Source organism: Roseobacter cerffii, from assembly GCF_054226325.1.
The window spans coordinates 698,388-711,231 of record NZ_CM135757.1; the positions used below are offsets into that span (position 1 = coordinate 698,388).

A 12,844-nucleotide genomic window follows, 5' to 3' on the forward strand; every position below is an offset into this window, starting at 1 on the left:
CAAGGAGAGACTTTCGGCGGCAGTTAAGCCAGGCCCGCCTCTTTGAGCTGTCGGTTGACGCTCTCTTCCAACTGACCGAGCCCTTCATCCACGGGCACTTCATTGGCAACCATCTTTTGAAGCGTTGCGGCCCACTCGGTGGTCAGGTCAAAGAACAGCGGTTGCGCTGTAAAGTGAATCTTTGCACCCGGTGCCGACAGGTCGTGCATCTCGACATATCCCGGATAGCTCTTGTCGATCCGCTCCCGGAAACCTGCGTCGGCCCAAACCGATTTGCGCACAGGGTTCACAAAGTCCATCTGAGTCGCACCGAAAAGGCCATGCTCAGGACCTGACGCCCATTGCAGGAAGTACCAGGTTGCATCCTTCTGACGACCCGCACTTGCCATCGCAAGCGACCAAATCCAGATGTTTGGCGTGGGCGCACTTGCGTCCGGGTTTGCCGCGAAGGGTGCGAATTGCAGGTTGCCCGCTTCGGCGTTCTCTCCGCCATTCATGAAATAGCCAAGAATGTCGGCATCAAAGATCATCGCAGACTTGCCCGCGCCGAGGTCGGTACCGGCTTGATACCAGGTGTGAGTCGACCAATCCGGAGCCCCACTTTCCTGGATCATCTTGACCCACTTCTCATGGAACTCTCGCGACACATCCGTGTTCATCGCCGCGGACAGCAAGCCGTCATCGGACACGTTAAGGTCCTTTTCGCCGAAGTTCGCATACCCGGACAGGAAACCGGGGTGGATCGTCGCCCAGGACCGTGAACCCCGAACGCCGATGCCGTAGGCTCCGTCGATCTTGGCTTTGGCTTCAGCAGCCGTTGCAACCAATTCGTCGATATTGGTGGGCACTGTCAGGCCTGCTTCACGGAACATCCGCCCGTTGTAGGACAAATTGTTCTGCTCATAGCCCCACGGGATGCACCACTGCTTTGCATCCTCGGACCCAAGTGCACCGCCGGGCTGGCCGTTCCACGCACAGGAGGCGCGCACGCCTTCCAGCATGTCTTCCCAATTGTAGTCAGGGTTCGTTTTCTCGGGGTCGCTGATGTATTCGTTCATATCATCGATCCAACCAGCCGGGCCGTATGTCCAGGTCATGTAAGCGCCGGTCATGAAGGCATCGTATTCGCTGGAACCAGAAGATAAGGCGGCGGTAACTTTGTCGAAGTAAACGTCTTCCGGGAAGATGTCGTATTCGACTTCCATGCCAGTCAGGGTTTTGAAGTTTTCAAGATTGGCGATCATTGCATCCGCATAGGGGTGCTGGTTCAACAGCAGCTTGACCTTTGTGCCGGAGTGCTTCTTCCAGTCGAAACCATTTTGCGCCAATGCTTCGGTGGCGGCGGCGTTGACAAGGACACTCGCAGTGGCCGCTGTCACCCCCATTGAAGCGAGACCGCGCAGCATACCGCGCCGGCTGATGTTGCCGTTCATGTAGGATTGGACCAACCTCTTTTCTTTATCATACATAGTTTTTCCTCCCTAGGATTGTTGACGAAGGACCGCTTGGGCGGTTCTTTCGTCGGTTATCAGGCCATCCAGAAGTCCGCTCCTGAGGATCGCCAGAATTGCAGTGACCTTGCCTTCGCCGCCTGAAATCGCGACGGTCTTGCTTTGCGACAAGGCGCCTATTTCTATTGAGAGCGTCCGCTCTGAAAGCTCGGTTTCCACGAGTTTGCCGTCGCGGTCGAAGAAATGACCGACCAGTTCACCGACCCCGCCGCGGTTGCGAACATCGTCCATGGCATCCGCAGAGATGACCCCTGCGCTGACAGTCTGTGCGGACGCGCCGACTTCACCAATGCCCACAAATTTCAGATCAGCCTGCGCGGCCATTGACATGACCTCGGGAACACCGCGCTGACCAAGCATGGTTTCACGATCTTGGGCGTTGTTGGCGAAAAAAGGCACCGGCATGAAATACGCCTCGGCTCCGGTCTTTTCCGCCAACCGGTGCATCACGTCATGTGGGTTGGCGGCGAAGTTTCTGGTGAGCCCGCCCATCAGGGATACAAATTTGGTCTTTTTCGCAGGCTGAGACGCCATGTTGCGCACACAGGACTGAAGCGTGCGACCGTTTCCAATTCCGATAACCTTGTTGGCAGGGTGTGTGATTTCACGCGCAAGCCATCGTGCGCCACCCAGACCCAACGCGCGAATAGGCAGGTCTGTCTCGTCCAAATCGGGAACGACTTCACAGTAGTTGAGGCCGAACTGTTCGCTGAGGTTCATCTCCAGCGATGCGCATTCCGCGATCTCGCCGTCGAAACTGATCTTTACGAAGCCTTCCTGGTTCGCCCTGTTAATCAGCCGGTGCGCCTTCACCTTGGTAACGTTCAGGCGCTTGGCAACATCGGTTTGAGATAGCCCACCTCCGTAGTGAAGCCACGCGGCCCTTGTCGCCAAGCTCAGCTCATCCTGCAGATTTTGTCCCAAGTCGCGCCCCACGAATCTGTGTGTTGGGAAAAAAGTTACAGTAAATGAAATTTATTACAAGTGAGGCAGTGGCGCAGTGAGCGACCACTACCGTCAACCGCGCATACGGATATCTCAGACGTGGCTGAGTTCACGCTGCTCCAGAGCACCGCGCGAAAGTCCCAGATGAATGATGGAACTGACAACAATCGCCGGAATAGGCGCCGCCAGTTTTGTCATGCGACATGTCATTCAGCCTTTAATGCATCGCATGATCAACTTGGGTTTCCGCGTTGCTAAGGTCTGAAGGACCGTGAAAACCAGAAATTCGCTGCAGCAAAGCAAACAACGTGCAGCGCGCGCAAGTGCGGGCTGATGCTGCAGTGTCTGAGCGATTTACTGGACGCGGCGCCTCAGGGGCGATCGCCTTCAACTCCTGCACATTGAGAGAACGGCGAAGGGAAGGCCTGAGCCGACCTAGTCTTAATCCAGTCGATCACCCGGGGACTAGTTCCCCCGGCAGCGAGTTCACTGTCATTGTCTGATCCGGCTGGAAGTGGATCACCGAGCGGATCGACTCGCCCGCTTTCAACAGATCAAACGCGGTGTTGATCTGACTGTGGGTCATGTGGTGTGTGATGTAGGGGTCCACGCTGAAATCACCGCGCATCCATTCATCCACCATGCCCGGCAGTTCGCTGCGGCCCTTCACGCCGCCAAAGGCGGTGCCGCGCCAGACCCGGCCCGTGACCAGTTGGAAAGGCCGTGTCGAGATTTCCTGACCCGCGCCCGCAACGCCGATCACCGTGCATTCGCCCCAGCCCTTATGACAGGCCTCGAGGGCGGCGCGCATCAGATCCACGTTGCCGACGGCTTCGAAGGTGTAATCCAGGCCGCCGCCAGTCATCTCGACCAGAACCTCCTGGATCGGCGCGTCATAGTCCTTGGGGTTGATGCACTCAGTGGCCCCAAGTGCCTTGGCCAGCAGGAACTTGGATGGGTTGACGTCAATCCCGATGATTTTCGATGCCCCACTCATCACCGCGCCTTGAATGACGGCCATGCCGACAGCGCCGAGGCCAAAGACCGCGACGGTCGCACCCGCCTCAACCTTGGCAGTGTTGCGTACGGCCCCCATACCGGTCGGCACCGCACAGCCCATGACCGAGGCCTTCGACAGCGGTGCCTCTTTCGCGATCTTCGCCACCGAAATCTCTGGCAGCACGGTGTATTCGCTGAAGGTGCTGGTGCCCATGTAGTGCAGGATCTGCTTACCCTTGTAGGAAAACCGCGACGTGCCATCGGGCATTAGGCCAGCCCCTTGGGTCTGCCGGATTGTCTGGCAGAGGTTGGTCTTGCCGGATTTGATGTAGGGGCAGTTCGGATCCTCCGGCACATAAAGCGGGATCACATGGTCACCGGGTTTAACCGACGTCACGCCTTTACCGACCTCTTCGACGACGCCGCAGCCTTCGTGACCCAGAATGCAAGGAAAGAGCCCCTCTGGGTCTTCACCGGACAGGGTAAAGACGTCCGTGTGGCACAGGCTGGTGGTGACGATCCGGACGAGGACTTCGCCGTCTTTCGGGCCTTCCAGATCAATTTCTTCGATCTCAAGTGGGCGGTTGGGCTCCCACGCGATGGCTGCACGTGTTTTCATTGGTCGGACCTCCTCTTTCCTTCAATGACGGATGACAGTTCCAAGCTCCGGCTGGTCTTTCAGATCGACGACCGGATCGAGCACGAGGACAAGCCGCGTCTCGCCGGTCCCTTCAATGGGCGGCGAGCGGTGCAGCAGGCCGGACTTTGGCGTTTCAGGCCAGAGCGTTCCACGTAAGATGATTGGCGCACCTGTTGGGGTCGTAAAGACGCGGGTGGGCTCGGCCCCATCGAGTGACACCCCGTATTGCGTGCCCGTGCCACGATAGGTGCAGACCAGCCGTGCGGTGACCGCATCGATATGGAAGCGCCGACAGGCGTTGGTGGTGATCACATCGAAGCGCAGCCGCAAGTAGGGCGCATTCATCAAGCGGGCAAAGGAGGTGGCGAGCGCGCTGGCATCCTCGATCAGCTCGGCGCGTTCAGCGCACTCCGGCGTCTCTGCAATCTCACAGATCTGCAGTAGGGCGTCTTTGACGCGGTCGGGACGGAGGACCACTCGGGTCTTCGGTAGTTGATCGGGCGCAAGACTGTCCAGCCAAGCCGCAAGCCTTTCGCTGCGGTCCCGCAGCCAGAGGCTGGCAGCGCATCCGGGATGGTGAATGGCCGACAACCCCTCGAGCCCACTGGCAACGCCGACGCCAACGGCAGCGTCTTTCACGGTTTCACGCAGCATGTTCATGCGGCGTCCTCCACCCGACGCCACCCCGGGAAGGGGTCTGGCATGTCCAAGGGCAGCGCATCGGGTCCTGCGGCTACAACGGCAGGCACGAGGCAGGCATCCAGCTTGGCTTTGAGCGCCGCCCAGTCGATGTCGGACCCGATGAAGACCAGCTCTTGCCGACGGTCGCCCCAAGGCTCCATCCAATGTTGCTTGATGTAGGCCTGCGCTGAGGCATGTTCGGGCCAGCGCTCTTTTGGAACGTTAGCCCACCAGGTCCCGATCGGTTTCACGCTGGAGAGCGCCCCGGCGAGTGAGAACTCGGCGACCCATTCGGGCCTTGTCGCGATCCAGAAGTGCCCTTTCGCGCGGATCACCCCGGGCATATCGCCATTGAGCACGGCAAGGATTTTTTCAGGGATGAACGGCTGTCGTGCACGGTAGACGTAGCTGGTGACCCCATATTCCTCGGTTTCGGGCACATGGTCCGCAAAGCCGTAGAGCTCCTTGGCCCACATCGGGTGCTCATGCGCCTTGTCGAAGTCAAAGAGACCTGTATCGAGGATCTTTTCCGCCGCAACCTGTGAATGGTTGGTCTCGATGATCTCCGCATCCGCATTCAGGCTGCGGATGATCTTGCGCGCCGCGTCGACCTGGTCCGGCGTTGCATCGGCGACCTTGTTCAGGATCACCACATCGGCAAACTCCATCTGATCGGTCAGCAGATGCACCAACGTGCGTTCGTCTGCTTCGCCCATCACCTCGCCACGGTCACGCAGGAAGTCGTGGCTTGAGAAGTCCTTCAGCAGGTTCACAGCGTCCACGACGGTGACCATCGTGTCGAGCCGGGCCACGTCGCTGAGGCTATCGCCAAATTCGTCGCGGAAATCGAAGGTGGCCGCGACGGGGAGGGGCTCCGAAATCCCAGTGGATTCAATCAGCAAATAGTCGAACCGACCTTCTGCGGCGAGGCGGCGCACCTCGTCCAGCAGGTCGTCGCGCAGGGTGCAGCAGATGCAGCCGTTCGACATCTCGACCAATGTTTCATCCGTCCGCGACAGCTCGGTATCGGCCCGCACCAGATCGGCGTCGATGTTCACCTCGGACATATCGTTGACGATGACCGCAACCCGGCGGCCTTCGCGATTATTGAGCACTCGGTTCAGCAACGTCGTCTTGCCGGCACCAAGAAAGCCGGACAACACCGTAACGGGAAGGCGGGGATCGTTCATTTCGTTACCTCTCAGGATAGGGGATCGGAAGGAGCGCTGCGCGCGCGACGGGCTTCTTTTGGTGAGCGTTCGACTGGGTCGGCGCGGTGGCCCGGATACTCCGTGACTTATACATCAAAAGATATAATGTAATAACGTTACATTTTGGATTGGCGCTCGATTTGCAGTGGCGATTCATCTTGTGTGCTGGCTCGGTCGTGAGTTGTGTCCCCGGCTGCCGTCACGCGGCAGCCGGATCAGGTTAAAGGATTACAGGCAGTCGGCGAGTGTCTTCGCCATATTGGCGATCAGTTCTTGATAGAGCGCTGCACCGGGTTCGAGCGCGGCGCCCAACGGGTCGATCACGCCGGTCTTGGCGGTGGTGCCGTCAAGAACTGTCGCCACGATGCCTGGGTTGAACTGAGGTTCTGCCAGAACGCAGTCGACGCCTTCATCGCGAATACGAGCCTGGACTTCGGCAATCCGGGCCGGACTGGGGTCGGAGGCATCGCCCAGAGAGATCGCGCCAGAGGCCGGGAAGTCGAAGTCGGCTTCGAAGTACTGGTACGCATCATGAAAGACGATGAAACGACCGCCGCGCACGGGATCGAGTGTTGCCCGGACATCTGCTGACAGGGTTTCCATCTCTGTTCGGGCCGCGGCGGCATTGGCGAAGTAGGCCCCCGCATTGTCCGGGTCCGCCGCCGAAAGCTGCGCGGCAATCACGTTCAACCAGGTGCTGGCATTTTGTGGGGACAACCAGGCATGTGGGTCGTGATCGCCATGTGCGTGATCATGCTCTTCGTCATGGCTCGCGTGCTCTTCATGGTCGTCGTGGGCATGGTCATCATGATCTGCATGGTCCTCGTCGCCATGCGTGTCGTGATCCTTATGCTCTGCGTGATCCTCGTCACCATGATCGTCATGATCGTCGTGGCCCGCATGATCTTCTTCAGAATGGTCATCGTGATCATGCGCCTCGAACAGCGCGCCTTCCCTGAACTCAAGCAGAGTTGTCCCATCCGCCTCCAGAAGTGCGGTGACCGCGGCGCCGGTGGCTAATGTGTCGACGGCATCTTCCATCCAGGGGGCCAGGTCTTCGCCAATCCAGAACACGAGGTCAGCCTCTTGCAGAGCCGCCGCCTCGGACGGGCGCAGGCTGTATTCGTGCGGCGACGCTCCGGGCTGAACGATCAGGCTTGGTTCGCCGATCCCCTCCATCACGCGGGCGACGAGCGAGTGGACCGGCGCAATGTCAACAGCAACATTGGGCACGTCGGCAAGTGTCGTGCCGCCGATCAAGGCTGCCGAAACGGAGATGGGGAGAAGCATTCTGGACATCGGGTCTCTCGTGTGATTTTATAACGTTACTTTCCTCTATCCGATATGAAACTTTATGACAAGCAACCTCAATTCCGGGCCGGACGAGACCCAGACGCGTGGCTTCGAAGAACACGATCACGGTCTTTGTGTGGATCATGCGCTCGCGGCCGCCGAAGCAAAATGCGCGGAAATGGGTCTGCGTTTGACGCCTGTGCGGCGCAAGGTGCTGGAGTTGTTGCTTCAGGAGCATCGGGCACTTGGGGCCTATGCCATCTTGGACATGCTGCGCGAAGCCGGTTTTGGATCGCAGCCCCCGGTGGCTTATCGCGCCCTCGATTTCTTGTCTGAGCACGGGTTTGTGCACAAGATCGAACGGTTGAATGCGTTTGTTGCCTGCGCCCATCCCGGTGAAAATCACTCACCCGCCTTTATGATTTGCCGCCTGTGCGATGCTGTGGCTGAAACGCAGTCGGCGCCTGCGCAAGGAGAGCTTGGCAAAGCAGCACGTGCCGCCGGGTTTCAAATCGAAAAAACGGTCGTTGAAGCGGAAGGCGTCTGCCCGGACTGTCTGGACAAGGCTGACGCATGAGCCTGATCGCAGTTCAAAACCTCGCCGTCACGTACGGCGGCCATACCGTTCTCAAAAACGTCTCCTTAACGCTCGATCCTGGCGAGATCGTCACCATCGTCGGGCCGAACGGGTCGGGCAAGACGAGCCTCTTTCGCGCCATTATCGGTGCCACAGACGCGGCCAAAGGTGACATTTCATTGCAACCCGGCCTGAAGATTGGATATGTGCCGCAACGCCTGCATATCGATCCGACCTTGCCGATCACTGTTGAACGTTTCATGCGCTTGACCGAGCGTGTGTCGCGCGCGCGCTGCAAAGAGGCATTGAGCACGGCTGGCGTTCCTGACCTTTTGAAGCGGCAGATGACGCAGCTTTCGGGCGGTCAGTTTCAGCGTGTCCTTCTGGCACGGGCCCTGATAAACCAGCCTGACGTCCTGCTTTTGGATGAAGCGACCCAAGGGCTCGACCAACCGGGGTCGGCGGCCTTCTACCGGCAGATTGAAGCCGTTTGTCGCGAGACCGGCTGTGCCGTTCTGATGATCAGCCATGAGTTGCACGTCGTCATGAGCGCGTCGGACCGGGTGATCTGCCTCAATGGTCATGTATGCTGCGAGGGTACGCCTGCGGTTGTCGCATCCGCCCCTGAGTACCGCGCGCTCTTTGGTACGGGAACCGGAGGCGCGCTGGCGCTCTACCGGCATGATCACGATCATGACCATTCCCACAGTCACGAGGCCGCCGAGTAATGCTTGATGATTTCATGACCCGCGCCACGCTGGCCGGAGTGGGCGTGGCGTTTGCAGCCGCGCCTTTGGGCTGTTTCGTGGTCTGGCGGCGGATGGCGTACTTCGGCGATGCCACGGCCCATGCCGCCATTCTCGGCGTAGCCCTATCGCTTGCATTCGAGGTGTCGATCTTTCCGGGCGTGCTTGCCGTGGCGCTGGTCATGGCGTTTGCCGTGACACTGTTGGCTGGGCGTGGGTACGCGATGGATACGCTTTTGGGCGTGCTGGCCCACTCCGCCCTCGCATTTGGTCTCGTCGCTGTCTCCTTTCTGTCCGGGGTTCGGATCGACCTTATGGCCTATCTCTTTGGAGACATTCTTGCCGTCTCGCGCTTAGACCTCTTGATCATCTGGAGCGGCGCGGTTCTCGTGATTGCCCTCATCGCCTGGAGGTGGTCCTCCCTTTTGACTGCCACGCTGAACGAAGAGCTGGCCTACGCGAGCGGTCTAAACCCCCACCGTGAGCAACTGATCCTGACCCTATCCTTGGCGATCACTGTGGCTGTGGCGATCAAGGTGGTCGGGGTTCTCTTGATTGCCGCGTTGCTGATTATACCTGCGGCCGCTGCGCGGGGTTTGGCGCGCACGCCTGAAGCCATGGCGGTGATCGCGGCTGTGATCGGAGCCGTTTCCGCAGTCGCTGGTCTGCAAGGCGCATATGTTCTCGACACACCTGCCGGCCCGTCGATCGTCTGCGTCGCGGCGATCCTCTTTGCCGTTTTGAACCTCTTCGGATGGCGCAGCAGAATTGGCGCCTAGAGCGGCCGATTGAAACCTGAAAGGGATATGCCAAGCGCCGACCGGAGCAACTTACGGGAGGCAAGAAACGCGCGCCTACTTTCGAAAGACGGAACTCTTTATCCTTAGGGACGCGGGCAACGTGGCGGTTGACACAACAGCGCGTACCCTGATGCTTCGCTCAGCGGGCCGAATTGCGTAAAGCCCCCAAGGGCGTCCACGTCTTTGCGGACAAGGTTTCGCTTTGCCACATGTCGCGTCTGAGTGCTGTGACTAAAGCACTGCTTGGGGAAACTCGATGGCCTCGACTCCGAGAATGGTCGGCAAGTGCCGCGCAATCTCTTCCCAGGTGTCGCCTTCGTCATGGCTGGCAAACACGGAACCGCTGTTTGTGCCGAAGTATAGACCAGCTGGATTTCGGCCATCCCCTGCCATCGCTTGACGCAACACCGTGAAGTAGCAGCCAGTCTGCGGCAACCCATTGCGCAAGGCTTCCCAACTTTTGCCGCCGTCTCGAGACCGCCAGACGGCGGCCGCCGCATCGGGTGGGAAGCGACCGATTGAGTCGCCGTTGAGTGGCACTGTCCAGATCGTATCGGGATCGTGGGGATGGACGCGGATCGGGAAACCAAAGGTCGATGGCAGGCCATCGGTGATGTCGTCCCAACTGCGCCCGCCGTCAGAGGACCGCCAGACGCCATGGTGGTTTTGCTGATAGAGCAGGTCATCCGCCCCCTTGGCGCGCATGATGTTGTGCACGCAATGCCCCGTTTCACCGTCACGCGGGGCTGCTGGGTGATCGTGATGCCCGCAGTTCTGCGCATTAGACAGCCGGTTTCGCCGCTCCCATGACTTGCCGCCGTCCTCCGTCGCAAACACGCCGGCGGCCGAAATGCCAATCCAGAGCTTCTTCGGGTTGTCCGGATCGGAAATGATGGTGTGCAGAACGAGCCCGGCCGCGCCGGGAGCCCAGGTGTCGGCGGAGTCGTGCTCCGTCAGACCGCTCAGTTGCTCCCATGTCTGTCCCCCATCGTGGCTGGCCAGCAGGTTTGCAGGTTTGGCACCCGCATAGAGCGTGCCGTTGGTATGATGCAGCGACCAGATTTGAGAGAACGTTTCGCCAAATGGCAGCTCTGTTTCCGTCCACCCGATCATTTCAGCGAACCCTGGGTCGTTGGCGGCCCAGGTGTCCATCTCGCCCTTGGTCAATCGCGTGACGTCCCATGTCTCTCCGCCATCATCCGACCGCCACACGCCAGCGCCGCTCCAATCTCCGCCACCGCCGGCCCAGATGGTGCCGGTCTCCGGATCGCCTGCGAGGTGATTGATCGGCCAGCCGTCACAGAACGGGCCGTGGGTCGACCATTGGCCGCCTATTGGGTCTGGCCGAAGGAGAAACGCACCCTTTGTGGTGCCAACGAGGATCGTCAGGTCCGTCTCTGACATTGGTGGCCCTTTTTCATTTAATGCGTTTGGAGCGTTCCCTCGGCCACCCTATGCCTCAACCACCGTCTGGAAACTGGCGAAGATCATGCGCTTGCCATCGAAGGGCATGGGGTTGTCCTGCATGGCGTGCTCCATGTCCGCCATGACATTCTGCATATTGGCGTCATGCGTCTCCTTGTCCGGCCAGATGATGTGGGAATAGGCGACGGTCTCGTCCGCTTCGCACTTCACCGCCATCGGAAAGGATGTGGTCTCGCCGTCCGGCACGTCATCGCCCCAGGCATCGACGGCGGCGAGAGCCCCGTGCTTCTTGAAAAGGGGCGTGAGTTCCTTTGAGTGCGCGATAAAGGCCTCCCTGTTTGCCGTCGGTACGGCATAGGCGGCTACGGTAATGTAAGACATGAGGATCTCCCTATGTTGAGGAGCCGGCAAACGCGGCGTTCAAGGCGGCAATGTTGAGCTTCTTCATTGTATACATCTCTTGACGGGCCCGTTCGGCGGCCACCTGATCGTCTGCGGTTTGCATATCGAGCAGGGCCTGCGGATAGATTTGCCAGGACACTCCCCAGCGGTCCTTGAGCCATCCGCACTGGCCTTCCTCTCCGCCATTCGCCGTCAGCGCATGCCAGAGCCGGTCAATGTCCTCCTGGTCATTGGCGAGCACACTGATGGAGGCCGCCTCGGAGAACTTGAAATGGGATCCACCGTTGAGGATCTGATAGGGCGTCCCCGCCAGCGTGAAGTTGACCAGCAATGGCTCGGCGCCGCCGGGCGCCAGAACCGTTTCCATCTGGCTCCCGGGCAGCAAGGACACGTAGAATTCGGCCGCATTCGCGCCGTCCTTTTCGAACCACAAACAGGTGCGGACGCGTTGCATCAGGTTGCTCCCGAGGCGGCTTGGGTGTCCATCCAGAAGGGCTCCCAGATATGGCCATCCGGATCGGTGAAGGCATGACCGTACATGAAGCCATGGTCATCTGGCGCGCGCGCCTCCGCACCACCGTGTTTTACAGCCGTCGCCATCATGTCGGTGACCGCGTCTTTGCTCTCCAACTGCAGCGCGACCAGGACCTGGATGGTCTTGCTGGTGTCGGCAATCTGCTTATCGGTGAAGCTGCGAAATTTCTCATGTGTCAGCAACATCGCGAAGGATGTCTCTCCGATGACCATGCTGAGCGCGGTCTCATCACTGAACTGGTCGTTGAAGGCAAATCCAAGCGCCTCAAAGAACCGCCGCGAGCGTGACAGGTTCTGAACCGGCAAGTTGATGTAGGTGTTCATGAGCATGCCCCTTGAGGAATCACTCCTTGGTTCTTCAAAATATTGACAATTACGTTGATGTCAACGTAATTGATATCCATGAGAGCAGATCTGCCAATCGAGGTGACGCATGAGGTTCGCGACCGGTGCCTGTGCTTGCACCTTCAACGCGCCGCGCGAGCGATGGCGCGCCGCTTTGATGAGGCGCTGCGGCCCCTTGGGTTGAGCCACGGGCAATACTCGCTCCTCATGGCGTTGAATCGTCCTGGCGCGCCGCGGGTTGGGGAGCTTGCCCACTTTCTGGCCATGGACCGGACGACGATGACGGCCAATCTCAAACCTCTGGAACGACGGGGTCTTTTGATGCTGGTTGTTGATGAGGAGGACAAGCGAAGCCGACGTATCACGCTGACGGACGCCGGGCGTGATCTTCTGGTCCAGGCAGTGCCAATCTGGCGGCAAACCCACGATGATGTCGATGCAGTGCTTGGCAGGGACGACAACGCATCCTTGAAGGAGGACTTGCAAGCGTTGTCCTTCGGCTGATCTCGGCATGTCTTGATCGGCGCCCCAAATCATCAGAGAAGCCAGCGTGATCAAGCGAAGCAACACCATTCCCAAGGCGCGGCAAAGTCGCAGTAAAGCGAGCATTGCGAAGTGTCGCGCAGCGGTTCGGCAAACCTCATAGGTTTTGGCGACCGGAGCAAGCCCGACACCGCTCTTTCCGATGACATCGTGCATTGTCGCCCTCTGCTGCCAACGGCACGGGCGGATGCG

14 protein-coding genes are annotated in these 12,844 nt (G+C 59.4%); 4 read left to right on the forward strand and 10 right to left on the reverse strand.

The window, feature by feature from the left end; genetic code table 11:
• Positions 1 to 23: 23 nt before the first annotated feature.
• The 6 genes from ACVC7O_RS03485 to ACVC7O_RS03510 form a co-directional block, all read right to left on the reverse strand.
• Positions 24 to 1,469, reverse strand: a complete 1,446-nt coding sequence (locus ACVC7O_RS03485; protein ID WP_458324700.1) for an ABC transporter substrate-binding protein — start codon at positions 1,467 to 1,469, stop codon at positions 24 to 26.
• 12 nt (positions 1,470 to 1,481) lie between these two features.
• The gene (locus tag ACVC7O_RS03490) at positions 1,482 to 2,435 is read right to left on the reverse strand and encodes a sugar-binding transcriptional regulator (RefSeq protein WP_458324701.1); all 954 of its coding nucleotides are present in this window, start codon (positions 2,433 to 2,435) and stop codon (positions 1,482 to 1,484) included.
• A gap of 475 nt (positions 2,436 to 2,910) precedes the next feature.
• A complete protein-coding gene (locus ACVC7O_RS03495) occupies positions 2,911 to 4,074 on the reverse strand; it encodes an S-(hydroxymethyl)glutathione dehydrogenase/class III alcohol dehydrogenase (protein WP_458324702.1) in 1,164 nt (387 codons plus the stop codon).
• A gap of 21 nt (positions 4,075 to 4,095) precedes the next feature.
• Positions 4,096 to 4,755, reverse strand: coding sequence for a DUF1826 domain-containing protein (locus ACVC7O_RS03500; protein WP_458324703.1), 660 nt, complete (start codon positions 4,753 to 4,755; stop codon positions 4,096 to 4,098).
• Positions 4,752 to 5,966 (reverse strand): GTP-binding protein, encoded by a 1,215-nt coding sequence (locus tag ACVC7O_RS03505; RefSeq protein WP_458324704.1) that lies wholly within the window; start codon positions 5,964 to 5,966, stop codon positions 4,752 to 4,754. The genes ACVC7O_RS03500 and ACVC7O_RS03505 overlap by 4 nt, the downstream gene beginning before the upstream one ends.
• Positions 5,967 to 6,215: 249 nt before the next feature.
• The gene (locus tag ACVC7O_RS03510) at positions 6,216 to 7,286 is read right to left on the reverse strand and encodes a zinc ABC transporter substrate-binding protein (protein WP_458324705.1); all 1,071 of its coding nucleotides are present in this window, start codon (positions 7,284 to 7,286) and stop codon (positions 6,216 to 6,218) included.
• 55 nt (positions 7,287 to 7,341) lie between these two features.
• Here ACVC7O_RS03510 and ACVC7O_RS03515 point away from each other — a divergent pair, with 55 nt between their 5' ends.
• Genes ACVC7O_RS03515 through ACVC7O_RS03525 form a run of 3 tightly spaced genes read left to right on the forward strand, consistent with a single transcriptional unit; the run spans position 7,342 to position 9,382 of the window.
• Positions 7,342 to 7,857: a transcriptional repressor gene (locus ACVC7O_RS03515; protein WP_458324706.1), complete on the forward strand. Its 516-nt coding sequence runs from the start codon at positions 7,342 to 7,344 to the stop codon at positions 7,855 to 7,857.
• Positions 7,854 to 8,585 carry a metal ABC transporter ATP-binding protein gene (locus ACVC7O_RS03520; protein ID WP_458324707.1) on the forward strand — a complete coding sequence of 244 codons (732 nt, stop codon included), beginning with the start codon at positions 7,854 to 7,856 and terminating at the stop codon, positions 8,583 to 8,585. The genes ACVC7O_RS03515 and ACVC7O_RS03520 overlap by 4 nt, the downstream gene beginning before the upstream one ends.
• On the forward strand, positions 8,585 to 9,382 hold the full coding sequence (locus tag ACVC7O_RS03525) for a metal ABC transporter permease (RefSeq protein ID WP_458324708.1): 798 nt from the start codon (positions 8,585 to 8,587) through the stop codon (positions 9,380 to 9,382). The genes ACVC7O_RS03520 and ACVC7O_RS03525 overlap by 1 nt, the downstream gene beginning before the upstream one ends.
• Before the next feature lie 252 nt (positions 9,383 to 9,634).
• Here ACVC7O_RS03525 and ACVC7O_RS03530 read toward each other — a convergent pair whose 3' ends face one another.
• Genes ACVC7O_RS03530 through ACVC7O_RS03545 form a run of 4 tightly spaced genes read right to left on the reverse strand, consistent with a single transcriptional unit; the run spans position 9,635 to position 12,088 of the window.
• Entirely contained in the window at positions 9,635 to 10,807 is a 1,173-nt protein-coding gene (locus ACVC7O_RS03530) for a WD40/YVTN/BNR-like repeat-containing protein (RefSeq protein WP_458324709.1), read from the reverse strand.
• Between the two features lie 48 nt (positions 10,808 to 10,855).
• Positions 10,856 to 11,209, reverse strand: a complete 354-nt coding sequence (locus tag ACVC7O_RS03535; RefSeq protein WP_458324710.1) for a DUF1428 domain-containing protein — start codon at positions 11,207 to 11,209, stop codon at positions 10,856 to 10,858.
• Positions 11,210 to 11,219: 10 nt separating this feature from the next.
• Positions 11,220 to 11,684 carry a VOC family protein gene (locus tag ACVC7O_RS03540; RefSeq protein WP_458324711.1) on the reverse strand — a complete coding sequence of 155 codons (465 nt, stop codon included), beginning with the start codon at positions 11,682 to 11,684 and terminating at the stop codon, positions 11,220 to 11,222.
• A complete protein-coding gene (locus ACVC7O_RS03545) occupies positions 11,684 to 12,088 on the reverse strand; it encodes a VOC family protein (RefSeq protein ID WP_458324712.1) in 405 nt (134 codons plus the stop codon). Before ACVC7O_RS03545 ends, ACVC7O_RS03540 begins: the two co-directional genes overlap by 1 nt.
• A gap of 228 nt (positions 12,089 to 12,316) precedes the next feature.
• On the opposite strand from ACVC7O_RS03545, the gene ACVC7O_RS03550 reads away from it, so the two are divergent.
• Positions 12,317 to 12,613, forward strand: a complete 297-nt coding sequence (locus ACVC7O_RS03550; protein ID WP_458326027.1) for a MarR family winged helix-turn-helix transcriptional regulator — start codon at positions 12,317 to 12,319, stop codon at positions 12,611 to 12,613.
• Positions 12,614 to 12,844 lie beyond the last annotated feature (231 nt).